General features: G+C 69.5%; 21 protein-coding genes. 7 read left to right on the top strand and 14 right to left on the bottom strand.

The window, feature by feature from the left end:
- Positions 1-128 precede the first annotated feature (128 nt).
- The 4 genes from aztD to aztB form a co-directional block, all read right to left on the bottom strand.
- A complete protein-coding gene (gene aztD, locus ABT061_RS03130) occupies positions 129-1,325 on the bottom strand; it encodes a zinc metallochaperone AztD (protein WP_350912072.1) in 1,197 nt (398 codons plus the stop codon).
- A gap of 127 nt (positions 1,326-1,452) precedes the next feature.
- On the bottom strand, positions 1,453-2,403 hold the full coding sequence (gene aztC / locus ABT061_RS03125; protein ID WP_502991333.1) for a zinc ABC transporter substrate-binding protein AztC: 951 nt from the start codon (positions 2,401-2,403) through the stop codon (positions 1,453-1,455).
- Positions 2,400-3,614 carry a hypothetical protein gene (locus ABT061_RS03120; RefSeq protein WP_350912713.1) on the bottom strand — a complete coding sequence of 405 codons (1,215 nt, stop codon included), beginning with the start codon at positions 3,612-3,614 and terminating at the stop codon, positions 2,400-2,402. Before ABT061_RS03120 ends, aztC begins: the two co-directional genes overlap by 4 nt.
- Positions 3,614-4,492: a zinc ABC transporter permease AztB gene (gene aztB / locus ABT061_RS03115; protein ID WP_350912071.1), complete on the bottom strand. Its 879-nt coding sequence runs from the start codon at positions 4,490-4,492 to the stop codon at positions 3,614-3,616. The genes ABT061_RS03120 and aztB overlap by 1 nt, the downstream gene beginning before the upstream one ends.
- A 53-nt stretch (positions 4,493-4,545) precedes the next feature.
- On the opposite strand from aztB, the gene aztA reads away from it, so the two are divergent.
- Positions 4,546-5,310: a zinc ABC transporter ATP-binding protein AztA gene (aztA, locus tag ABT061_RS03110; RefSeq protein WP_502991331.1), complete on the top strand. Its 765-nt coding sequence runs from the start codon at positions 4,546-4,548 to the stop codon at positions 5,308-5,310.
- 235 nt (positions 5,311-5,545) lie between these two features.
- On the opposite strand, the gene ABT061_RS03105 is transcribed toward aztA, so the two are convergent.
- The 7 genes from ABT061_RS03105 to ABT061_RS03075 all read right to left on the bottom strand — a co-directional run bounded on the left by ABT061_RS03105 (position 5,546) and on the right by ABT061_RS03075 (position 12,298).
- A complete protein-coding gene (locus ABT061_RS03105; protein ID WP_350912070.1) occupies positions 5,546-6,289 on the bottom strand; it encodes a hypothetical protein in 744 nt (247 codons plus the stop codon).
- A gap of 194 nt (positions 6,290-6,483) precedes the next feature.
- Positions 6,484-7,020, bottom strand: a complete 537-nt coding sequence (locus tag ABT061_RS03100) for a hypothetical protein (protein WP_350912069.1) — start codon at positions 7,018-7,020, stop codon at positions 6,484-6,486.
- 69 nt (positions 7,021-7,089) lie between these two features.
- Positions 7,090-7,815, bottom strand: coding sequence for a helix-turn-helix transcriptional regulator (locus tag ABT061_RS03095; protein WP_350912068.1), 726 nt, complete (start codon positions 7,813-7,815; stop codon positions 7,090-7,092).
- Between the two features lie 289 nt (positions 7,816-8,104).
- Positions 8,105-9,145, bottom strand: a complete 1,041-nt coding sequence (locus tag ABT061_RS03090; RefSeq protein WP_350912066.1) for an LLM class flavin-dependent oxidoreductase — start codon at positions 9,143-9,145, stop codon at positions 8,105-8,107.
- Entirely contained in the window at positions 9,142-10,173 is a 1,032-nt protein-coding gene (locus tag ABT061_RS03085; RefSeq protein WP_350912064.1) for a zinc-binding dehydrogenase, read from the bottom strand. Before ABT061_RS03085 ends, ABT061_RS03090 begins: the two co-directional genes overlap by 4 nt.
- Positions 10,173-11,396, bottom strand: coding sequence for an amidohydrolase family protein (locus tag ABT061_RS03080; RefSeq protein WP_350912062.1), 1,224 nt, complete (start codon positions 11,394-11,396; stop codon positions 10,173-10,175). Before ABT061_RS03080 ends, ABT061_RS03085 begins: the two co-directional genes overlap by 1 nt.
- A gap of 2 nt (positions 11,397-11,398) precedes the next feature.
- A complete protein-coding gene (locus ABT061_RS03075) occupies positions 11,399-12,298 on the bottom strand; it encodes an ABC transporter substrate-binding protein (protein WP_350912060.1) in 900 nt (299 codons plus the stop codon).
- A gap of 206 nt (positions 12,299-12,504) precedes the next feature.
- Between ABT061_RS03075 and ABT061_RS03070 the strand changes: the two genes are divergently transcribed.
- The 5 genes from ABT061_RS03070 to argH all read left to right on the top strand — a co-directional run bounded on the left by ABT061_RS03070 (position 12,505) and on the right by argH (position 18,342).
- Positions 12,505-14,088: a PucR family transcriptional regulator gene (locus ABT061_RS03070; RefSeq protein WP_350912058.1), complete on the top strand. Its 1,584-nt coding sequence runs from the start codon at positions 12,505-12,507 to the stop codon at positions 14,086-14,088.
- 117 nt (positions 14,089-14,205) lie between these two features.
- Positions 14,206-15,117, top strand: coding sequence for an amino acid ABC transporter permease (locus tag ABT061_RS03065; RefSeq protein WP_350912056.1), 912 nt, complete (start codon positions 14,206-14,208; stop codon positions 15,115-15,117).
- The gene (locus ABT061_RS03060) at positions 15,114-15,884 is read left to right on the top strand and encodes an amino acid ABC transporter ATP-binding protein (protein WP_350912054.1); all 771 of its coding nucleotides are present in this window, start codon (positions 15,114-15,116) and stop codon (positions 15,882-15,884) included. Before ABT061_RS03065 ends, ABT061_RS03060 begins: the two co-directional genes overlap by 4 nt.
- A gap of 41 nt (positions 15,885-15,925) precedes the next feature.
- Positions 15,926-16,828 carry an arginase family protein gene (locus tag ABT061_RS03055; protein ID WP_350912052.1) on the top strand — a complete coding sequence of 301 codons (903 nt, stop codon included), beginning with the start codon at positions 15,926-15,928 and terminating at the stop codon, positions 16,826-16,828.
- On the top strand, positions 16,825-18,342 hold the full coding sequence (gene argH, locus ABT061_RS03050; protein ID WP_350912050.1) for an argininosuccinate lyase: 1,518 nt from the start codon (positions 16,825-16,827) through the stop codon (positions 18,340-18,342). The genes ABT061_RS03055 and argH overlap by 4 nt, the downstream gene beginning before the upstream one ends.
- A 135-nt stretch (positions 18,343-18,477) precedes the next feature.
- Here argH and ABT061_RS03045 read toward each other — a convergent pair whose 3' ends face one another.
- Together ABT061_RS03045 and ABT061_RS03040 are read right to left on the bottom strand one after the other, a co-directional pair.
- Complete coding sequence (locus ABT061_RS03045) at positions 18,478-19,119, bottom strand: response regulator (RefSeq protein ID WP_350912048.1); 642 nt, start codon at positions 19,117-19,119, stop codon at positions 18,478-18,480.
- On the bottom strand, positions 19,116-20,282 hold the full coding sequence (locus ABT061_RS03040) for a sensor histidine kinase (protein WP_350912046.1): 1,167 nt from the start codon (positions 20,280-20,282) through the stop codon (positions 19,116-19,118). The genes ABT061_RS03045 and ABT061_RS03040 overlap by 4 nt, the downstream gene beginning before the upstream one ends.
- A 132-nt stretch (positions 20,283-20,414) precedes the next feature.
- Between ABT061_RS03040 and ABT061_RS03035 the strand changes: the two genes are divergently transcribed.
- Positions 20,415-20,921: a GNAT family N-acetyltransferase gene (locus tag ABT061_RS03035; protein ID WP_350912045.1), complete on the top strand. Its 507-nt coding sequence runs from the start codon at positions 20,415-20,417 to the stop codon at positions 20,919-20,921.
- A 111-nt stretch (positions 20,922-21,032) separates the two neighbouring features.
- On the opposite strand, the gene ABT061_RS03030 is transcribed toward ABT061_RS03035, so the two are convergent.
- A complete protein-coding gene (locus tag ABT061_RS03030; RefSeq protein ID WP_350912043.1) occupies positions 21,033-22,364 on the bottom strand; it encodes a hypothetical protein in 1,332 nt (443 codons plus the stop codon).
- Positions 22,365-22,595 lie beyond the last annotated feature (231 nt).

Here is a 22,595-nt window from a genome sequence, read left to right as displayed (position 1 = left end):
GTGACCGGGCTCCCGCCTGGAGCCAGGGGCACCGAGCCGCAGTGCCATCGACCCGGTAGCCGCCATGACACCCGGACTCCACCTCAACTGCACATCCGGGGTGCCGGGGTCACCGTTGACCGGCCAGATCAGTGCACGACCCCGCTGAGTTCGTTCGGAGATTCCGGTAGCGTTCCCGTCCTCAGCCTCTCTCCCGACTCGATGTCGATCGAGTGCAGTTCCCTCTTGGCCGGATCGGTCACATAGGCCGTCCGGTCACGCACGAAGATCGTCGGGCGGGGCCGCTGCCATTCCATCGGCTCCTCCCACCGGTCGATGACCTTGATGGTTTTCGTGACCTCGCCCTTCTCCGGGTCGATAACGTGGATCTGCCCGTCGGTGCCCAGCACGAGTGCCTCACCGTGTGGTCCGCGGGCAAGAGAACGGAACGTGTAGCTCGTGCCGAGGTTCACCAGCTTCAATTCACCGGATTCTGTGTCAATGAGCGAGATCTGCTCGGGACGTTCCAGCTCGGCGTCGGGATCCTTCTTGTAGTCGCCGAGAACGATCGTCGAGTGCTCAGAGCCCGCCTGATTTCCGATTCGCCCATATTCATCCGGACTGTCGATCTTGCTGATCTTGCTGTCCTTGTAGAGCAGGACCCCGTCCTCGCAGCCGATCACGACGATCTCGCCCCGCGCGGTGGCTTCGCCGTGCACACCGGGGCACTTCTCGCTACGAGCGATCTCCTTGCGGTCCTTGTCGAGAACCGCGATTCCCAGCCGTTTCTCCTCGGTGCCGAGCGTGACGACGAGCTCACCGTTCTCAAGCTCGATCGCGACACCATGATGGGGAACGGCCGTCTTGTAGACCTCGCCCCTGGGCAGGCCGTTGCCGAGCTCCTTCGGATCGAAGATGGTGACCTCCCCGGTTCCGTCGGAGAAGAGCACCGTCTTGCCGGCGTGCCGTACCACGTGACCGGGTTTCGCCCCTTTGAACTCCTCCTCCTTCAGCTGGGAGGAGGACGCGTCGAGCACACGGAACCCGGTCGGGGTGGAGACCAGCACATGACGGTCGTCACCGGCCGGGTTGACCCGGTTGAAACCGGCCAGCGGGATGTCCTTGGAGATGGTGAGGGTCTCCCCGTCGAGGACGTAGAGACCGCCGTCGTAGGTCGTGACGAGAGGAGCCGCAACCGGCGCCGGAGCACTCGGCGACGCCTTCTCCCGGGGCGCCTTCTCCTGGGGCGCCGCGGACTGTTGCGATCCGCAGGCGCTCAGGGCGAGTCCCGCGGCGAGCAGTGCGGGAAGTGCCGCCGTTCTTTTGGTTCGCGACCAGGAATTCACAGGTTGTTTACCTTCCTATCTTGGTGAACAGAAATTGTTCGACGAACAGGACTTAACTCCTGGACATGGAGTTGCTCCGGAAAGCGACGTCGCGGCCATTGCCGCCGACGTGCTGAAGGGACCCGCCTCACCTTTTGCCGAGGCCGTCCACTATCGCCGCGGTGTTGGAGCGCATCATCTCCACATATGTGGAAGCGCCCCCCTCCTTGCTCAGGGACTCCGAGAAGAGCTCGATGACCCGGACATCCAGACCGGCTTCCGAGGCCAGGACCTGTGCGAGGCGATCGGGCTGTGCGGAGTCGGCGAAAACCGCCGTCACCTTGGCCCTGCGGATCGCGTCCGCGAGCGATTTCAGATCCGCGGCACTCGGGGAGGCGAGTGTCGTACCACTCGGAATCACGGCACCGATGACCTCGAAGTCATACCGCTCCGCGAAGTAGCCGAAGACATGGTGGTTGGTCACCAGACTGCGCCGGCCAGGCGGAATGACCTCGAACCGTTTTCCCATCCAGGCGTCGAGCTCTTCGAGTTTTCCGCGATACGCGACTGCGTTCGCCCGGATCGCCGCGGCGTCGACACCGTCGACTTCTTCGATGACTCGTTCGGCGATCAGGTCGACGGCCCTGGAGACCCGGCGCGGGTCCGTCCAGAAGTGCGGGTCGGGCTGCCCTGCCGTGTCGTCGGTGGTGTAGCGGATCGGATCGACTCCGTCTCCCACGGCGAGGGTGGGAACCCCGGCGTCCCGCGCCGCCTGAACGTTGCGCAGAACCCCCTCCTCAAGGCCGAGGCCGTTGTACACGATGAGCGCGGCATCCTCGATCTGGGCCGCCTGCCGAGCCGAGATTCCGAAGGAGTGGGGGTCGGAGTCCGTTTTCATCAGCACGGTCACGCCGGTCTCGCCGCCGACGACGTTGCGGGTGATGTCTCCGAGGATGTTCGTGGTGACGACCACCCCGGAACGCCGGCCGCCGGTGTCCGCACACCCCGTCAGCGAGACGAGCGCTCCGAAGACGACGGCCGCGAGGGCGACGACGGCGCGCCGCGGCGCACCCGGGCACCATGGAGTCGTCCCGGTCACCGCCCCGTCTCCACCATGTGCGCGGGGGTGAAGTCGAGCTTGAACGTGCGGGCACGCCTCAGGTCGTCGTTGTAGTCGATCTCGTAGACCGCTTTCGCGGCCGGGTCGTTGATATAGGCGCGGCTGGTGTCGACCTGGATGGTCGGGGAGATCACATCGCCGGATTCGGGCAGGGGCCGGGCGAGCAACCTGGTCCTGGCGGTCTCCTTGCCGGATCTGGGATCGAACGCGCGCAGCGTGCCGTCCGCCGTCAGGGAGAGGACGGGTGCTCTGTCGCCGACGGCGTTCACAGCCACCGTGGGCCCGGTTTCCACGAGTTCCCACCTTCTGGCGGAGACGTCGAGCACCCAGATGCCCCGGTCCCCGGCCTTCGCGGCCAGTGTCGTGCTTCCGGGACGATGGCTGAACTCCCGGGCACGGTCATCCCCGGACGTCTTCTCGGGGTAGCCGATCTTCTCCCCGCTGAACTCGCCGCCGTCCTCGATGACCAACAGAGCGCCGTCGGCGCATCCGAAGACGACACCGCGACGTGTCACGGCCTCTCCCCGCGGTTCCGGGCAGGGTTCGCCGATCCTGGTGACCGGTCTGCCGCTCCTGGTGCGCACTTCCACGGCACCGGCTGCCGACACGAGCAGGTGCTCCCGGTAGGGGACGACGGTGCCGCGATGCTCGCCCGCGTCGGCCATGGCGATCTCGGTGATCTCGCCCTTCTCGAGCTTGGCGCGATCAAGGAGGTTCACCGCACCGTTGTCGAAGGACACAGCCGTGACGGCCACATCGCTGTTGACGCCATCCGGGCGCCCCCCTTCGACCGAGCCGACGTTGCGCGCCCCGGCCCGGTAGTAGTGGGAGTGGTCACCGTGGTCGACGGTCCAGGCGCCACCGTCGATGACGTGCATCGTCTTGCCCGTGGTGGTGAGGTAGGCGAAGCGGCCGTCCCCGCTGATGCCGTCGACGCCTTCGGCGACGCCCACCTCGAAGACCTCCTCGGTGATCAGGTCGAGGACGTGCACCGCCCCGGTGTCGCCGTCGGCCACGACGAGACGGGGCTGCGGCTCGGCGGTCTCCTCCGCTCCTTCGACGTAGCCGTGAGGAGCCGCCTGTTGTCTCCCCGGCGTGGCCTTGCTCTCGCTGTGCGAGGTGCACCCGGCCAGCAGGGTCCCCGCGCAGACGGTCGCGGCGAGCGCCGTGAAGGGCTGCCTGCTCCGCATCACGATGAGTACTCGACGTTCTTGTGGGCGCCGCCGGCGGTGACGGGCGGGCCGGAGCGTGGCAGGCGGTGCCGCAGGAGGGCGGCCAGCGCCGACAGGAAGAACAACGACACGGCCACCGCGGCGATCGTCGCGCCCGCCGCCGTGCCCAGGTGCCACGAGACGGTCAGGCCGGCCGCTGTCGAGCCGATGCCGAGCAGTGCGGCACCGAGCATGATCATCGGTATCCGCCGTGCCCACAGGGCCGTCGCCGCCGGTGGAGCGATGAGGAGGCCGAAGACGAGGAGGGTGCCGACGACGTGGAACGAGGCGACGACGGCGAGTGTGACGAGCCCCAGCAGGAGGGCGTGGGCCAGCCGTGGTCGCAGCCCCAGGGTGTGCGCTTTGCGCGAGTCGAAGGACAGTGCGACGAAGAGCCGGTAGCCGAGCGCCGAGACGGCGACGGCGATGAGCAGCGCGACGGCGAGACGGAGCAGGTCCTCCCGGCGAACCGCGAGAACGTCGCCGAAGAGGAAGCCCGTCAGGTCAACCGCGAAGGACCGGGAGTGCGAGACGATGATCACTCCCAGGGAGAGCATGCCCGCGAAGAGCAGGCCGATGCTCGTGTCCTGTGACAACCGGGACGACCTGCTGAGCACCGCCACGCCGAGCACCATCGCACCCGCGCTGAGCGCGGCTCCGAGAAGAAGATCACCGCCTGCCAGCGAGGCGAGCGCCACTCCCGGAAGCATCCCGTGAGACATGGCGTCGCCCAGGAAGGCCATGCCACGCAGGACCACCCACGTTCCGGCCAGAGCGCAAATGAGGGAGACGAGGATCCCACCCCAGAGTGCCTGCCGTACGAAGGACACCTCAAAGGGATCTAACAACCATTCCATGACGAACACCATATAATGAAAACCGTTATCGATTTCAAGTGGAAGGTGTCGCCGTGCGCACTCAGCAGGAACCAGCGATCATGATCAGCGGTCTCACCGCCGGCTACGGACGGCGGATGGTCCTGCACGGGCTCACGGCTCGGATCCCCCGCTCCCGCATGACGGTCGTCGTCGGTCCGAACGGGTGCGGAAAGTCCACCCTTTTGAAGGTGTTCGCCCAGGTCATCCGCCCGGGGTCCGGCTTCGTCGAACGCACGAACGCACAGCGGCCCGGCTTCGTCATGCAGCGCAGCGCGGTCTCCGACACCCTGCCGATCACCGTCCGGGAGACCGTGGCCATGGGGCGTTGGGCACACCGGGGTCCGTGGAGACGGCTGTCGAAACACGACTGGTCGGTTGTCGACGAATGCATGGCACGCCTCGGCATTCTCGACCTGGCCTGTCGGCAACTGGGCTCGCTCTCGGGAGGCCAGCGCCAGCGCGCCCTGGTCGCACAGGGGCTCGCGCAGGAATCGGACCTGCTTCTGCTCGACGAACCGACGGCAGGACTCGACCTCCAGGCCCAGCAGCGCATCTCCGAAGTTCTCGACGACGCGAAAAGCCGCGGTGTCACAGTGGTTCAGGCGACACACGACCTCGCCGCGGCGATGCGCGCGGAGCACTGCCTGCTACTCGGGGAAGGCCGGCTCGTCGCGGAGGGCTCCCCCGTCACGGTGCTGCGACCGGAGGTCCTGGAACGGATCTGGGGACTTCCCGCACTGTCACTGCTGATCCGGAGCCGTTCTGAAGCACTCGGTCACGGGCTACGCAGCGGCTGATCGCGTGGGAGGCGACCGGGGCAGGGACAGGGAACCCTCCGTGAGCGTCCGGCACGCATCGCCGGCCGATCGTCCGGTTCACACCGCGCACGCGGTGAATCTCCCTGGCGGTGATCGCCGGAGGATGAGGACCTCGCGCCGGCCCGGTACCCGAATGCGGCACGCGGCTTTCCGTCTCAGGACGTGAACGCCTGTCCGAGGTGTGGCAGTGCCGTGTCCCAAGCCCACGGAGAGGTCAGTTCCAGGGGTCCCAGAAGCCGTGGTCGACGATGTCCGGCGACGGTACGAGTTCGACCGGGCCGTCGCCGTACCTGGCGGGCAGGACGGCCCGCAGCAGGGCCAGCAGTTCCCGGTGGGTGTGGTCCGCCGTCGTGGCCCGCCACAGGACGCGCCCTCCGCTCAGCCGTACGACCGGCCGCTCCCCCTCCAGGGTCAGCTCCAGCCGGAGCACGCCGCCCCCCGGGTGCTCCGGCAGCGCCGAGGCGAAGGACGCGCGTACCGCGTCGAGCCCGCCCCTGCGGACCGCGGCCTCGGCCCGTTCGCGGTCGGCCAGCTCGGCGACCGCGACCAGGATCCGTTCCAACGGCGGTACCCGTGCCGGAGCCAGCGGGATCAGTCCCGCGCATTCGAGCGATCGTTCGTGCCGCCCCTCGGCGTGCCGGTGGTCGTAGACGAAGTGGTGCGCGTACAGCGCGTCCCCCTCGACCCGGTACGCCGTCACGTACGACTCGTCCTCCAGCGAGAACACCCGGGTGTCGTACACCCGGTCCACCGCCCCCGAGGCGTCCAGCGCGTAGTGGGTGCGGACACCCGCACCGCCCGCGCCGGCGGGCTCACCGCCGAAGATCTCATCGAGGCCGGGAGGAGCCGCGTCCCACGGCTCCACCGGGCCGGCGACCAGCGTCCGCCCGTCACGCATCCGCCAGCCGTCAGGCCGGTCGACCATGACGCCCCCATTCAGGTCGTCTTCCAAAGGCATCGGACTCACCCACCGGGCAGTCCCCTCACCGAACATGATGGAACACGCACGCTGTTCGGACCTCGAGACCTGATCCGTCATGGTGGCAGATCGATGATCTCCAACGCCGGGTCCGGCCGTGCGCGAAAACCGCTCGTCCCGACCAGGTGAGCACCCGGCCCGCTGCGTGATCGATCCCGCAGCGGGCAGCCTGGCTAGGCCGTTCGAGCTGTCATGGCGCGCCAGCCGAAGGTGACGGTGCCGATCAGGAGCACCACCCCGGACAGCACACCGCTGACGAACGGCACCCAGGCGACGGCGGCCGTCGACGCCAGAACGAGACCGGCGGCACCGAGCAGGGTGAGAACCACCCCGAGTACGGCGATGCTCCAGTCCTTCCAGACAGGCGCCAACGCGATGAAGTGCACACCGACCACGAACGCCACCCAGGCCACGTTGGTCTGCTCAGGACGTCCCCAGGCGGTGAGCAGCCGGACTCCGCCGAAGAGCAGGATCGCCTCGGCAGCGACGACGATCAGGTAGCCACGGCTGAACATGTTCCGCCGCGGGCCCGCGGCGGGCTGTTTCCTCCGGGCTGTGGCGAACCACATGGCGACAACACTCGCGGCCCCCAGGCAGGCGGCCACCCGCAGGAAGTTCACGGTCACGGCGTTCAGCGGGCTCTGCGCGTTGACGAGGACGAAGAGCGCGCCAAAGATCGCGCCAATCAGCGATCCAGTCATTCGTTGCATGACGTCATTGAAGTCCGTGCCGGACTCCGTCTGCATTGGGGCTGGGGCGAGAAGCAGGTAGGCCTGGCACTACCGCGCCGCGCCGCGCAGATAGGCGAGCACCGCCAGCACCCGCCGGTTGTCGTCCTGGGTCGCGGGTAGCTCCAGCTTGACGAACACACCGGCCACGTGCTTACCGACGGCCGCCTCCGTGATCGACAGCGCGCGGGCGATGGCGCTGTTGGAGCGCCCTTCGGCGATCAGAGCGAGCACCTCGCGCTCGCGCGGGGTCAGCCGGTGCGTCGGCTCAGTGACCTCCCTGGCCCTGGCCCAGGTCTGCTCGAACAGGTCGATGAGGGTGGTGATCAGACTCTGCTGCCTGATCACCAGGGCGCCCGGCGAGTAGGCGACGGGGGTGATCCGGACGAACGCCACTGCGCGGTCGAAGACGAGCAGTTGCTGGATCGGCTCGTCGATGACACGGTGCAGGTTACCGGCGGCATGCAGCTCCCTGATCCGGGCCGCCTTGCGCGGATCGTCCAACACGCTCGCGTGGACGATCGTGCGCATCGCCATGCCGCGCCGCAGGGCATCGAGCACGCTGCGCCTGCTCTTCTGCTCCTGACGGCCCTTCTCCGACGAGCCCACCGGGTGCATGGCGCGCAGCTCGCCCGCCGAGTGAGTGGCCTGCGCGATCTGCTGCCGGACGAGCTCGCTGTCCTCCAGCCGCTCGACGTCGACGGGGATACCGCGCAGCTCACCGACCACCTCTTCCAGCCGATGGGCAAGCTGAGCCAACGACACGCTCTCGTCCACACGCCTCCTTCGCCGGCCGCGCCACCCCTCACCCCCAACGCGGGCACCACTGGCAGATTCTGACCGATGCGATGCGCACCGTGCCAACGGAAGGGCAGCCGGCCCGGCGACCGGCGTCCGCCCGTCACGCATCCGCCGGCCGTCAGGACGGCCGGCCATGACGCCACCCGTTCAGGTCGTCTTCCAAAGGCATCGGACTCACCCGCCGGGCAGTCTTCGACGTCCACCATAGGTCAGGTCAGCCGACCGCCTTCAAGGCGATGCCCAGGGGCTGTTGCCGGGCGCGGAGCTAACGAGTGCCGCCGGTTCCGAACGTGGACAACAGGCGGTCGAGCTGGTGCGGTGCCGCCGGGCGGACCAGTGGCATGGTGACGCCGGCATGCCGGTACGCCGCGATCCTGGCCCGGACGTCCGCGACCGTTCCGGTCGCGGTGAGCGAGGTGACGTAGTGCTCCGGCAAAACCTCCTGGAGCGCCGCCTCACCACCCTGTTCGAAGGCGGCGGCGAACCGGGGCAGGTCGTCCGGGTTGATGGTCGGCTCACCCACCGACATCTTCGCCTTCGGTGTCGAGGCGTGCTTGAACTTTGTCGCCACCTCCCAGCGGATCGCGGCGACCGCGGCGGCGCGATCGTCCTCGATGGAGGTGTTGATCAGCTGAGCCACGGCCAGCTCGCCCGGGTCGCGGCCGATCTTCTCGCAGCTCTGGCGGAGGAGTTCGACGGCGTTGGCCGAATACTCCGGAGAGGCGCCGGCGTCCAGCAGCACACCGTCGCCGAGTGCCGCCGCGTTGATGAGACCCCGGCGGCTCGCCGCCGCGATCCAGATCGGGATGTCGGCCCGGACCGGGGTGAAGTTCAGAGCCACGTTGTCGAGTTGTACGACCTCGCCACGGTAGGTGACCGCTTCCCCGCTGAGGAGCGCGCGGATGGATTCGACGTACTCCCGCAGGGTGGTGATCGGATCGGTCATCGGGCGGCCGTTGCGGGCGGCGTGTTTGGCGGTGAACGCGCCGACCACCAGTACGAGCCGCCCACCGCTGAGCTCGTCCAGGGTCGCCGCCGTCTGCGCCATCACCAGCGGGCTGCGCAACCGCACCACCTGGGTGGCGCCGAGGGTGACGCGCTGGGTGGCCAGCCCGAAGGCGGTGAGCGCGCTGACCGAGTCGCGGTTGGTGAACAGCGTCTCGGAGAAGAAGGCGGTGTCGAAACCGGCCCGTTCCGCGGCGGCGGCCGACGCCGCCATCTCGCGTACGGTGACTGCCGGGTCATACCCCAGCGCGAGCCCGATAGGGGTCGACGACGGGGGCGAGGCGGGTGCTGGCTGGATCACAGCGGCTCCGTGAGGTCGATGACAGGTGCGTCGTGGTGGGCTGATACGTCGAGGACGATCTTGCCGAGCAGGCCGCCGCGTTCGAGGCGGCCTAGCGCCGCTGCGATGTCGGCAGCCGGATAAGCGGCGGCGATCACCGGCCGGACACCGTCCGGCCCAGCCCATGGGCGGGCACGTCGCAGGTCGGCGATGATGGCGGCCTTCTCGGCGGTGGGAAGACCGCGCAGCGATCCGCCGGTCAGGATGAGTCGGCGCCGGATCACTTCACGCAGGCTGAGCGGGACCTCGTCGCCGCCCAGGACGCCTACGCAGAGCCAGCGCCCGTTGGTACGAAGGCCGGCGAGGGTGAGCCCGGAGACGGCCGCGCCAACGAGGTCGAGCACGACGTCGAAGCCGTCCGGTGCCTGCCTGCGCAGGGCTTCCTCGGCGTCGGGCGAGGTGGAGACCACAACGGGGTCCGCGCCGAGGGCACGCACACGTTCGGCCAGCATGGGAGTGCGTACGGTGCCGGCCACTATGGCTCCGAGCGATCGGGCCAAGCGTACGGCCATGGTGCCGACGCCGGAGTTCGCCGCGTGCACCAGCACCCGGTCGCCGGGACGGAGGCCGGCACGTGTCCGCAGATTCCACCACGCCGTGGCCAGCGCCTCGGGCAGCGCTGCGGCCTCGGCCAGGCTCCATCCGTCGGGTACCGGAAGCAGGAGGTCCTGCGACACGAGCACGTGCGACGCGTAGCCTCCGCTGCCGAGCAACGCGCACACCAGGTCTCCGACCTGCCAGCCGGTGACGCCGGGACCTGATGCGGCGATCCGGCCGGCGCATTCCAGCCCCGGCACCGCGGACTCGCCCGCGGGCGGCTGATAGTCGGCGTCGCGTTGCAACAGGTCGGCGCGGTTCAGACCGGAGGCGTACACCTCGATCAGCACCTGACCGGCGCCGGGTGCCGGGGTGGGAGCGTCCACCCAGACCGGCATCGGCGGACCGGCCGGTGATCCGCTCGCCGGATCGGTGAACAGCACTTGACGCATCAGCGTTCTCCAGCGGCCGATGGGGATTCGGGACGGAACGGTGTGGGCGCGGTCGCGCGTCCGTCACGGACGACCTCCACGCCGTCCCGGAACACCCGGCGGACTCGCAGATCCATGTCGAGCACGGCGACGTCCGCCGGCCCGCCGGGCCGCAGCGTCCCGACGCCGTCGAGTCGCAGGGCCGTGGCCGGGTTGCGGGTCGCCAGGGCCAGGGCGTCCGGCAGGTCGAGGATGCCCGCCTCGGCCAGGGCCCGTACGGTCGGCAGCAACTCCACCCGGTGGGCGAAGCGTTCCCACGAGCCGTCGGGCAGCGTACGCGGCACCGACGCGTTGCCGTCGCTGCTGAGCGTGATCTGGTCGGCCGGCACGCCCCGGGCGAGCAGTTCCGCCACCGCCGCGGTCGGTGCCACGGCGCCGGCGATGCGGGCCGGGTTGATCAGTGGGTTGACGTCGACCCAGGAGCCGGCCGAGCCGAGCCGGCCGGCGACGTCGAGCGTCGCGGGGCTGTAGTTGGCGTGGGTCACCTGAAGCCGTCGCGGGTTCGCGCCGGATCCGTCCAGCGCCCGCGCGAGCAGATCCGGATCCCCGACCTCGGTACCGAGGTGTACGTGCAGCAGGCAGGCCTTCCCGGTGGCACCGGCCGCCCACTCCAGTTCCCGGAGCAGGCGGGTCAGCTCGGCGAGGTCCGGGCAGGTCGCCTTGTGCTCATACAGAGCGATCTTGACACCCACCAGGTGCGGCAGCAGGTACAGGTCGCGTACCAGCGACCCGGTTACGGTCGGTGGTGGCCAGTGGAACCCGCCGGCCATCGCCCAGGCACGCGGACCGGTGACCGGAAGCGCGTACGCCCGGGCGAGCAGGGCTTCCGGGCTCTTGCTGATCGGGTCGACACCGGGCATTCCGACGCAGGTGGTGGTGCCGGCCTCGACGATCACGTCAGCGGGCAGCTCCGGAATCCTGCTGTGGTACCCGGAACCGCCACCGCCGCCGAGGATGTGCAGGTGCCCGTCGACGACCCCCGGCGCCACGATCAGCCCCGCGCAGTCATGGACGACCGTGCCCGGCGGCCCGGTGGTGATCCCCACCGGACCGCCGGGCGTACCCGCTCTGGATTCATCCACCGGTACGACGGCCAGAATGTCGCGCCCACCGATCACAACCTCGGCGATACCCGCCGACCGCGGGGTGAGCACGGTGCCGCCGTGCAGGATGGTGAGGGTCATGGTCAGCCCGCCGACTGACCGTTGATCGTCACGGCGGGGCGCAGGATGTCCGACAGTCCCCACTTCTCGCCGAGCTTCGCGTAGCTGCCGTCCTCCATGAGCGCCTTCAGCGCCGCCGCCACCGCGTCCCGGAGCTCGTTCTGCTTCTTGCTGACCGCGATGCCGACCGGGATCTCCGCGATCGGCTTGCCGATCAGCGCGTACTTTCCGGGTGACTGCTCGTTGACGACATACCGGATGGACTCCGCGCCACGGATACCGACATCCGCGCGCCCCTGCTCAAGCTGCAGGAGGGCGTCGGCAGTGCCGTTGGTGGTCAGTTCCTGGATCGCCGGCTTGCCCGCCGCCGCGCAGACGTTCTTGCTGAACTCGCTGAGCGCGTTCCGGTAGCCGGTGTCGCCACTGTCCACCGCCACCTTCTGCCCGCACACATCAGCCTCGGTGCTGAACCCGCCGACCTTGTCCGCCAGGCCGAACAGCTGCGGACCGGTCGTGTAGTAGTCGACGAAGTCGACCGTCTCCCGGCGCGACTCCAGGTCCTGCATGGCCGAGTGGACCAGGTCGATCCTCCCTGTTGCCAGCGACGGGATGTACTGCTCGTACTCCTGGGTCACCAATGTGACCTTCACCCCGAGCTTGTCGCCGATGGCCCGGGCCAGATCAACGTCGAAGCCCTGCCGCTTCTCCTTGTCCTCCGTCCCCTCCGGGAGGTAGGACATCGGCGGATAGACCGGACTGTTCCCCACGTTCAGCCGGCCGGACGCGCGGATGGCGTCCGGCAGCATCGCGTTGAGCGGGTTGTCCGACGACGAGGGGGCCGCCGACTCGTCGGCATCGCTGCCACAACCGGCGAGGAGCGCGACGACGACCGCCGCGCCTACCCACATGGCTGATTTTCTCACTCTGTCTCCTCCGGGTTCGCGGGTGGGCCGCACCGCGGACCCCGCATGGCCGCCGGCGACCCCGGCGAGCGTGGCCCCCAGTTTTCAAGCGACGGCCATGTCATCGGAAGGGGACATCTTGTCCAGCTTGCCCAAATTAGACTGTACTTCAGGGCCAGGTCACGTCGACCGAGGCGGTGACCGAGAACCGAGAGAGTGGGTATCCGGTGGGAGTCACGATCGAACACGTCCTGGCGCTGCCCGACCTGAACCTGCGGGTGGTGGCCGGTGCGGCCGGACTCGGCAACGAGGTCCGATGGGTGCACGTCAGCGAGACCGCCGACCCGACACCCTGGCTGCGCGGCGGGGAGCTGCTGCTCACCACCGGCCTCAAGATCGAAGATATCGAACAGTTCGCACCATACCTGCACCGGCTCGCGGACGCGGGCCTGGCCGGCCTCGGGTTCGGCATCGGGCTGGGGCACCCGGAGGTACCCGAGCCCCTGCTCATGGCCGCCGAGGAGCGCGGCCTTCCGGTGCTGGAGGTCCCGGTCGACGCCCCGTACGTGGCCATCTCCGAGGGCGTGTCCAACCTGCTCGCCGCCGAGCGGCGGGACACCATCGCGCGGGCGTTCGACGCCCAGCAGGCGCTCACCGCCGCCGCCCTGGAGTCCGGCCGAGGGGGCGTCATCACGGCGATCGCCAATGTCCTGGGCGGGTGGGCGATACTCACCGACACCTCCGCGGCCGTCGTACGGTCCTGGCCGCCGGAGGCGGCCGAGCGGCTGCCGACCCTGCTACCGGACATCATGCGTACCCGGGAGCGGGGCATCCGATCGAGCAGCTCGATGGTCAGCCCGCACGAGTCGATCGTGATCCACCCCCTCGAAGCCCGGGGCCGGATGCGCGGATTCCTCGTCGCCGCGGTACCGGGCGGGGTCGACGACTACAGCCGGATGGTCCTCGCCGGTGGGGTGGCCCTGCTGTCGCTGGAGATGGAGCGCTCGCACGCGGCCGGCCGTCAGCTACGCCGGCTCCGCGCCGACACCCTGGGCCATCTGCTGCGCGGTGCGGTCGCGCTCCCGGTCGCGAGGCAGCACCTGGCCGGCTGGGACCTGGATCCCGATGCGCTACGGGCCGCCGTCTACCTGTGCCCGGCCGGCCGCGGCGGCCAGCTGTACGACCAGGTCACCGAGCTGATGAGCGAGGCCGACCTCCCGGGTGCCGTGGTCGCTCAGACTTCCGGGCCGCACACCCGGGTGGTGGTGCTCACGAACGACTCCGAGCAGACCGGCACGACGCTGGCCCGGCTGGCCTCGGTGCGGCCGGCGGCGGTGCTCGGGCTGGGTGACGTGGTCTCGGCCGAGGGCATCGAGCAGTCGTACCGGGCCGCCGTCCACGCGGCCGAGGTCGGCCAGGCGGAGCGGCGGGCGGTGACCCGCTTCGACGAGCTGGAGACCCTGCAGATGCTGCTGCGGGCCCAGTCGCCGCAGGCCCTCGCCAGCTTCGTACGCCGGGTCCTGGGGCAGCTCCAGCAGCACGACCGTGGACGCGAAGGCCCGTTGAAGGCCACCCTGCGCGCGTTCCTGGCGCACAACGGCCACTGGAACGAGACCGCCACCGAACTGGGGGTGCACCGGCACACGCTGCGCGCCCGGATCGACCGGATCGAGCGGATCACCGGCCGCGACCTCAACTCGGCGTACGCCCGGATGGAGCTGTGGCTCGCACTGCTCGCCGACGGCGCGGCCGAATCGGGGGACGACGTCGCGGACGCCTCGGCGGCCGACCGCCCCGGCGACGGCGTCTAGATCGCCCCGGCACTGGACAATTGGTAGTGTACTGGGCCGGAAAAATCGACCTCCTGTCAGGTATCGCGTCCCTTGTCGCAGCGGCAAGACTCACCCCAACGCAGACGGGAGAGAGCAATGACGAGCACTGAGCGGACAACTGCCGCCGCTGTGCCCGGGCCGGGGCGACTTGCCGGGCTCGAACGTGTGCCGCTCCGGCACTACGGCCGGTGGATCTCAGCGGCGGTGGTGCTCGCCCTGATCGCCCTGGTGGGTATGGCATTCGCCCAGGGCGGCATCGAGTGGTCGGTCGTCGGACGCTACCTCACCGCCGAGGCGATCCTGCACGGACTGGGCAACACCATCGTGATCACGTTGGCGTCGATGGCCCTCGCCATCGTCCTCGGCGTGGTGGTGGCCGTGATGCGGATGTCGGCCAACCCGGTCATGCGCTCGGTCGCCTTCGGGTACATCTGGCTGTTCCGCGGCATCCCGGTCCTGCTCCAGCTGCTCATCTGGTACAACCTGGCGTTGGTCTTCCCGACCATCGGCTTCGGCGGCTTCCAGGTGCGCATGATCGACGTGATGACGCCGTTCATGGCCGCGCTGCTCGGCCTCGGCCTCCACATGAGCGCCTACACCGCCGAACTCGTCCGGGCCGGCATCCTCTCGGTCGATCGGGGGCAGATCGAGGCCGCCCAGGCGATCAGCCTGACCCCGGGGCAGATCCGCCACCGGGTGGTGCTGCCGCAGGCCATGCGGGTCATCCTGCCTCCACTGGGCAACGAGTTCATCAGCACCCTGAAGACGTCCTCGCTGGCGGCGGTGATCTCGTACGGCGAGATCCTTGAGAGCGCCGAGTTCATCTACTACGCCAACAACCGGGTCATCGAACTGCTCGTCGTCGCAGCGATCTGGTACCTCGTCGTCGTCTCGGTGCTCAGCGTGGCCCAGCACTTCGTGGAGCAGCGCGTCGGGCGCGGCTTCCAGCCCTCGGCGAGACGTACCGGTCGCTCGGCCGGGCGCGCCGGGAAGGGAGACGCGGCATGAGTGGGACGTCCATCGTCCGGGCCATCGAGGTGCACAAGTCATATGGGCCGGTCCACGTACTGCGCGGCGTGTCCCTCGAGGTGCACGCCGGGGAGGTGCTGTGCCTGATGGGGCCGTCCGGCTCCGGCAAGAGCACGTTCCTGCGGTGCATCAACCAGCTCGAACGCGTCGACGACGGCGAGTTGTGGGTCCGCGACGAGCTGGTCGGCTACCGGCTGCACCGGGGCAGACTGTACGAGCTGACCGAGCGGGAGATCGCGCGCCAGCGCCGCGGCATCGGCATGGTCTTCCAACGGTTCAACCTGTTTCCGCACATGACCGCGCTCGGCAACGTGATCGAGGGGCCGCTGCGCGCCCTGAGACACAACCGCGCCGACGCGCTCACCGCCGCCCGCAAGCTGCTCGACCGGGTCGGTCTGAGCGACAAGTACGACGCCTACCCGGCCCAGCTCAGCGGCGGGCAGCAGCAGCGGGTCGCGATCGCCCGAGCCCTGGCGATGCAGCCCCATCTGATGCTCTTCGACGAGCCCACATCCGCGCTCGACCCGGAACTGGTCGGCGAGGTGCTCGACGTGATGAAGGGGCTGGCCGCCGAGGGCATGCCCATGGTCGTCGTCACCCACGAGGTCGGCTTCGCCCGCGAGGTCGGCGACACGCTCGTCTTCATGGACGACGGCGTCGTCGTCGAGAGCGGGCCCCCGGCCGAGGTGCTCAACACACCGCAACACCCGAGAACCCGGGAGTTCCTCTCCCGCGTCCTCGGCTGAACCACACACCAGACATCTTGAGGCCTAGCGAAAGGTCAGGAATGCCACGTCGTCAGGAGACGCGGAAGTTCGACGTGTGGGGAGTCCCGTTCGACGGGGGCTCGACGTTGGGCTGGCCGGGTTCGCGATACGCACCCGCTCGGGTCCGCGACGCGCTGCGTTGGATCACCCAGCGCATTGAGAACGGCGCCATCTACTCCTTGGAGAGCGACTCGGTGCACGAGGTCGGCGACGACCTGCTCCGTGACCGGGGTGACGTCGAGGTGGTCGGGCACGACATCCTGGCCACCCTCGACGCCTGCTCCACCGCGGTCGCCGACTCGCTGGGAGCCGGCCGCACACCGATCGTCATCGGCGGCGACGACTCCGTCCTCTTCCCCTGCGCCCGAGGGGTGCACGAGGCGTTGCCCGGCCGGGTGGGCATCGTGCACTTCGACGCGCACCTCGACCTGCTCGACCACAACCGCCACCAGGGCCGGGTCAGCCAGTCCAGTGGCATGCGGCGCAGCCTGGAACTGGAGCGAGTCAATGCCGGCGACTGTATCCAGGTCGCCGTGCGCCACTTCAACTTCCCGTCCTCGGCCGAGTTCAAGCGCAAGTCCGGGCTGACCCACATCACCGCCCGGGAGTTCCAGGCACTCGGCCCGGTTTCCGCGGTCGAGCAGATCCTCGACCGGGTCTCCGGCGCCGACCACCTCTTCCTGTCCTTCGACATCGACGCGATCGACCCGGCGTTCGCCCCTGGGGCCGGCGCGCACGAACCCGGCGGTCTCACCTCAGGCGAAGCCCTGGAGGCGGTCCGCCTGCTGGCGCCCTACTGCGACGCGTTCGCCGTCACCGAGGTCAACCCGATGACCGACCATGCCACGGCGACGACCGCGACACTCACCGCGTATCTGCTGTTCCACTTCGCCGTCTCGGGCTCGGGCGCGGTGCGTCGATGAGCGCCGACCAGAGCCACGGCTACCAAGGCTTCCGAGGGACCGGCATCCGGCTGACCGAGGAGCAGCTGCCACACCTGCAGAGCCACCGTACGGAACTGCTCGGCGATTCCCTGCCCGCGATCCACGCCTTCGACAAGGCACACACGGTGATGCTCACCGAGCAGGGCCTGCTCGACCCCGCCGACGGCCAGGCGATCCTCAAAGCACTGCGCGGCATGGAGGCCCGTGGTGTCGCGGAGGCCCGGATCGAGGCCGGAGGCGGGATGCACTCCGGCGAGCAGTATCTGATCACCGTGCTCGGCGCCGAGACCGGCGGGCGGATCCACCTCGGACGCAGCTCCGGAGACCTGATCGAGGTGGCCCGGAGGATGACCATCCGCCGGCACCTCCACGCCCTGCTGCCGGCCCTCACGGACGTGCGGGCCGTACTCCTCAGCCTGGCCGAGGCACACCGTGACACGATCATGCCCGGTTACACCCACGGCCAGCACGCCCAGCCGACCACCCTGGCGCACTGGGCCACCATGTTCGAACAGGCCTTCGCGCGCGACGCCGAGCGGTTCCTCGGCTTCCACGGCCGGCTCAACGTCTCGCCCGCCGGCGCGGCCATCCTGACCGGCAGCGACCTGCCGATCGACCGGCACCGGGTCGCCGGCCTCCTCGGGTTCGACGCCCCGCTGCCGCACACCATGGACGCGATCCTCAGCCATGACCTGGAGATGGAGGCGGCGGCACTGCTCGCCACCACCGGTGCCACGCTGGCCCGGATGGCCGACGACCTCTACCTCTGGTCGACGTCCGAGTTCGCGTACATCGAACTGCCCGACCGGTACTGCGGCACGAGCAGCATCATGCCGCAGAAGAAGAACCCGGACGCGCTGGAGGACATCAAGTCGGTTGCCGCTCAGGCGCTCGCCGCGCTGGTGGGAGTGATCACCGCCGAGCGCGGGCCGACCGGCTTCCCGATCCTGGAACGACGCTATTCACAGCAAGCGCTGTGGTCGATGGCGGCGGCGATCACCGGCAAACTGGGGGACACCGTCGGGATCCTCGCCGATCTTCGCGTCGACCGGGACCGGATGGCCAGACAGGCGGGCGCGCACTGGGCGCAGGTGACCGACGTCGCCACCGCGCTGGTCAGGCACACCGGGCTCGACTGGCGTCATGCGCACCAGATCGTCGGCGTCTTCGTCCGGCTCGCCGTCGAGCGCGGCCTGGGCACCTCGGTGGTGGCCCTGGATCTGCTCGACGAGGCGGCAGGGCAGGTCATCGGGCGGAGAAGCGGCCTGACCGAAGAGCAGTTCGCGGAGGCCATGGACCCGCGCGCCTTCGTCGCTCGGCGAACCATCTACGGCGGCCCGTCGCCCGATGCGGTCCGGCGGGAGTCCGCCCTGTTCGCCGAACGGCTGACCGCCGATCGGCGCCGGGTCGAGGAGCTGCGGCAGCAGGTGGCCGGTGCCGAGGCGGCGCTGGAGGCGGCCATCGACGCCCTTGTTTCGGAGGACGCCCTCTGATGATCTGTACGGCCACTCGGCGTGAGTATCTTTCGCCGTGACCTATTCGATCAATCCCTGGATGGATCCGGCCGTACCGAAAGAGCGACCCCTCTCCCGGATCCGCCTCGTCGTCGGTGCGCGTATGGGCCCGCTTCAGGCGTAGGGAACGACGAGTCCCGACTCGTAGGCGTAGACGATGGCCTGGGCGCGGTCGCGCAGGCCTAGTTTGGCCAGCAGCCGGGCGACGTGCGTCTTGACGGTGTGCTCGGTGACGACCAGCTCTCCGGCGATCTCGGCGTTGGACCGGCCCTTCGCGATCAGCCGCAGCACCTCGAGCTCGCGAGGGGTGAGGTCGGCGGGAGGGCACGAGCGGGGCCGCTGCCTGGCGAACTCGGCGATCAGCCGCCTGGTCACCTGGGGAGCGAGTAACGCGTCCCCACGCGCGATCACCCGGACCGACTCCACCAGGTCCTTCACCCTGACGTCCTTGAGCAGGAACCCGCTCGCCCCCGCGGAGAGCGCGTCGTACACGTAGTCGTCCAGATCGAAAGTGGTGATCATGAGTGCCCGGGTGGGCAGCTCGGCGACGATCTGACGGACCGCCTCGATGCCGTTCAGCTCCGGCATCCTGATGTCCATCAGCGCCACGTCGGGCCGGGACTCCCTGGCCAGCCGCACCGCCTCGGCCCCGTCCGCGGCGGTGCCCACGACGTTGATGTCCGGCTGGGCGTTCAGCGCCGCGGCGAAACCGTGCCTGACGCTCTTCTGGTCGTCGGCGACCAGAACACTGATCACGCCGCCGCCTCCGCCCGCGTCAGCGGAAGGCCCGCCTCGATGAGGAAACCGCCCTCGGGCGCCGTACCGGTGTTGAGCCAGCCACCCAGCATGACCACCCGCTCCCGCATCCCGATCAGGCCATGGCCGCCCGCGTTCGAGGAAGGGCCGGGGCCGTCGTCGCTCACCCTGATGGCCAGCGTGTCCTGCAGGTAGGCGAGCTCGATGCGCACGTTCGCGTCCGGCGCGTGGGAGCGGGCGTTGGTCAGCGCCTCCTGCAGGATGCGGTACGCCGACAGGTCGACGGCCGCGGGCAGCGGGACGGCATCGCCGATGATGTCGAGATCGACCGTCCCCCCTGCCCTGCGGTGCTCTTCCAGCAGTTCGGGTACGCGTGCCAGGCCCGGTTGCGGCGAGGTGCCGCCCGCCCCGCCGTCGGTGCGCAGCACGCCGAGCAGTCGCCGCATCTCCACCAGCGTCTCGCGGGCGGTGGTCGCGATCTGTTCGAAGCCCTCGCGTGCCGGATCGCTGAGATCCTTGACCGTGTACGGGGCGGTCTCGGCCTCCACCGCGATCCTGGAGATGGAGTGCGCCACGATGTCGTGCATCTCCCGCGCGATCCTGGCCCGCTCGGCCATGGCGGCCTGCTCGCACTGTGCGGCGATCATCTGCTCCATGCTCTCCTGCCGGACCTCCTTGACCTCGCCCCGGGCGCGGGCGAGGTCGGCCAGCAGCGCGATACCGCCGACACAGAACGCGATCATGGCCCCGTAGACCACTGCGGTGGCGAGCCCAACCCTGCTTTCCCAGCTCATCAACACGCCCAGTACGAACAGCCCGGTCAGGGCCAGCACGGTCACCCCCCAGGCCTGCTGCCGCGTCAGCAACCTGAGCAGCGTGTAGAGGGCGACGGCGGCGGATGTGGCGACCGCGAGATTGGACATGGGATAGATCCCGGTGAAGAGCAGTCCGACCCCGCCGACGAATGTCGCGGCCAGCGCCATGGGCGGATTCACCCGGCGGAAGGCCAGGGGCAGGGTCGCCAGCAGCAGGAAAGGCGTCATCATCCCGCCACGGCTCCAGACCAGCCCGACGGCCCAGACCGCCAGCCCGATCCCGATCGCCGCGTCGAGGACGTGGACCGGGCCGATCCTTCTTTCCGGTAGAACGCTCATCGAAGTCATGCGCAGAATTGTGCGGGCAGGCGAGGAGTGTCCGCGTCACTCGAAGGAATGACGTTCAGCCGGGCATCGGGGCCACCGATCAGCGTCCCCGCTCCTCCGGCGACCCGGGCGCGCGGAATGGATGAAGCAGGTATGGATCTACAGCCCTTCGTGACGGCGTACGCGGCCACGGTCGCCTGCTGGCCCACCTCGTCGCGGGAGGTCGCGATGTGGTGCGGACGGCAGGAGTTCCCGCTGCCGGCGCAGGTCGTCGCCGACTGGCAGCGGGGCGAGGACGTACGGGCCCACCTGCTCGTTGAGGGCCGGGACCCACTCGGCTACGGGGAACTGTGGCTCGACGCCGAGGAGGACGAGGTCGAGCTGGCCCGGATCATCGTGGCCCCGAGTGCCCGCGGCAGGGGAATCGGGCGGGAACTGGTGCGCGGGCTGACCGCGCTGGCCTGGGAAACAGGCCACGCGAACGTCTTCATGCGCGTGCACCCGGACAACGACCGAGCCCTGCGGTGCTATCGGGGAGCCGGTTACCTGCCGGTCGACGCCCACCTGGCCGCGGAGTGGAACGCCGCCCAGCCGGTCGACTACACCTGGCTACGGCACGCCGGTCCCGGGGACCACCTCCCACCGCCGGCATGCCCCTAGACGATCACCCGCTCAGGTGGCAACCGGCGCTCACGAACCCAGGTCACGACGTCATCTCCCGTCCTGCCGGGCGCACGAAAGACCGAGGCCAACGGCCGGGGAACCGGCCCCCTACGAGGCAAGGCGCATCGCCGTCCGCAGCAGGGTCAGCAGGTGGCGCACGGGGCCCGTGGCGGGCCGTACGGAGTCGAGCACGGGGAGGTCGGCCGGGCGGAGGGTGGCCGGGGGGCGCTCGGCCAGGGTGGCGACGGCTCCGGCCGCCGGGTCGCGTACCACGTAGACCGCGCTTTCCGTGGCCAGCGCGTGGCGGGAGCCGTCGGGGGTGCGCCACAGTTCGATGCCGATCGAGTCGGACAGCTCACGCGATCCTGTGACGTCGGCCAGGGTCTCGGTGTCGAGGTAGCGGACCTCGCCGCCCCTGTTGGAGTCAGGGGTTCCGTCCAGGATCATGATCTCGTGGCGCTGCGGGATCAGGATCGGGCAGTGTCCTCTACGGCGCGGGCGCAGGCCGATGCTTCGTACCCGTTCCAGGGTCGCGCCGGTCGCCTGCCAGATCTCCAGGCACTCGTTGCCCGCCGCGGCCAGGCGGTCCGGGGAGAGGAAACACAGTTCGCGATAGTGCTCCTGTTCCGGTGAGCGGGCCAGGACGCGGCAGGGCGGCTCGATGATGCGCAGCGTACGGCCGTCCACGGCGAGCCGGCCGGAGGACAGGTCGGCGGCCATGTGCGACGGCAGGATGTCCAGCCTCTGCTCGCCCCAGACCAGGTCCTCCTCCATGGTGACCTTTTCGATGCGCCCGCCGTCGCCGGTGTAGTAGGTCAGGTGGCAGTCGGCGGGCTCCAGATCGCGGCCGAGGTGGGGGTAGTGCCGGGCCAGCACCGCGAAACGGTCGTGGTCCAGCCAGGTCAGCGCCGCGATCAGGGAGAACTCCTCGGGCTGCAGCATCGTCCTCTCCGCGGCGTTGCGCACGAGACCGAGGAAGGGGTTCGGTGGGATCCAGTCCATGCTGAAGATGGACGCGCCCTTGTTCAGCATCACCCCGGAGTCGGCGTCGCCCGCCCGGCAGGCGACCTGGCGTCCGTCGTCGAGGTCGAACACCTGGAGTTCGTGGCGGCGAATGGAGGGCCGGCCGCTTGTGCAGACCGCCAGCCATCGGCCGTCCGGGGACAGCGAGCCGGTGGTGATCCAGCCGTCGACGGAGATTTCGAGTAAGGGGTCGGCGGTCAGGGTGGCGCACGCCTCCTCCACGGTTCCGGCCGGGGTCGCGGCGAGCAGGTCGAACAGAGGACGTGCCGGGCCGTCCGGCCGCCACCGCTCGTCGAACAGCGGCAGGACGCGATCCGCCTCGACGAGGGGGACCTGCTGCTGGACCAGATCCCACAGGTCCGCCCAGCGCCGCTCCTCCGCCGACTTCGCCGCCGCGTCCTGCCAACCATGTCTCATGTGTCCCCTCCTGGCTTCGTGATCAGGCTAGGGACACGGGCAGACGCGAGGCATCCGCCGGGCGGGGGACTTCGGGGGGCGATCCGGCGCAAGCGGGATCCAATCTGGCCGGACTCCAGCTGCGAGGCACCGTCTTGTGGATCCGAAGCCTCCGACCCGCCTAAAGATCCGAACTCAGCACAGGCCCTGGTTGAGGCATGCATTGAGGCCACCCCGGTCGCAATCCTCCGC

Source organism: Streptosporangium sp. NPDC002544, assembly GCF_040295965.1.
Classification (GTDB): domain Bacteria; phylum Actinomycetota; class Actinomycetes; order Streptosporangiales; family Streptosporangiaceae; genus Streptosporangium.
The sequence above is the reverse complement of the archived record's forward strand: the minus strand, read 5'-3'. Positions and strand labels throughout refer to the sequence as shown.

Coding starts and splice junctions, on each gene's coding strand:
- ABT061_RS03035 (WP_350912045.1), top strand. CDS start 20,415: ATGGATCTACAGCCCTTCGTGACGGCGTACGCGGCCACGGTCGCCTGC.
- aztB (WP_350912071.1), bottom strand. CDS start 4,492: ATGGAATGGTTGTTAGATCCCTTTGAGGTGTCCTTCGTACGGCAGGCA.
- argH (WP_350912050.1), top strand. CDS start 16,825: ATGAGCGCCGACCAGAGCCACGGCTACCAAGGCTTCCGAGGGACCGGC.
- ABT061_RS03100 (WP_350912069.1), bottom strand. CDS start 7,020: ATGCAACGAATGACTGGATCGCTGATTGGCGCGATCTTTGGCGCGCTC.
- ABT061_RS03080 (WP_350912062.1), bottom strand. CDS start 11,396: ATGACCCTCACCATCCTGCACGGCGGCACCGTGCTCACCCCGCGGTCG.
- ABT061_RS03040 (WP_350912046.1), bottom strand. CDS start 20,282: ATGACTTCGATGAGCGTTCTACCGGAAAGAAGGATCGGCCCGGTCCAC.
- ABT061_RS03085 (WP_350912064.1), bottom strand. CDS start 10,173: ATGCGTCAAGTGCTGTTCACCGATCCGGCGAGCGGATCACCGGCCGGT.
- ABT061_RS03120 (WP_350912713.1), bottom strand. CDS start 3,614: ATGCGGAGCAGGCAGCCCTTCACGGCGCTCGCCGCGACCGTCTGCGCG.
- ABT061_RS03030 (WP_350912043.1), bottom strand. CDS start 22,364: ATGAGACATGGTTGGCAGGACGCGGCGGCGAAGTCGGCGGAGGAGCGG.
- ABT061_RS03055 (WP_350912052.1), top strand. CDS start 15,926: ATGCCACGTCGTCAGGAGACGCGGAAGTTCGACGTGTGGGGAGTCCCG.
- ABT061_RS03060 (WP_350912054.1), top strand. CDS start 15,114: ATGAGTGGGACGTCCATCGTCCGGGCCATCGAGGTGCACAAGTCATAT.
- ABT061_RS03105 (WP_350912070.1), bottom strand. CDS start 6,289: ATGCCTTTGGAAGACGACCTGAATGGGGGCGTCATGGTCGACCGGCCT.
- ABT061_RS03065 (WP_350912056.1), top strand. CDS start 14,206: ATGACGAGCACTGAGCGGACAACTGCCGCCGCTGTGCCCGGGCCGGGG.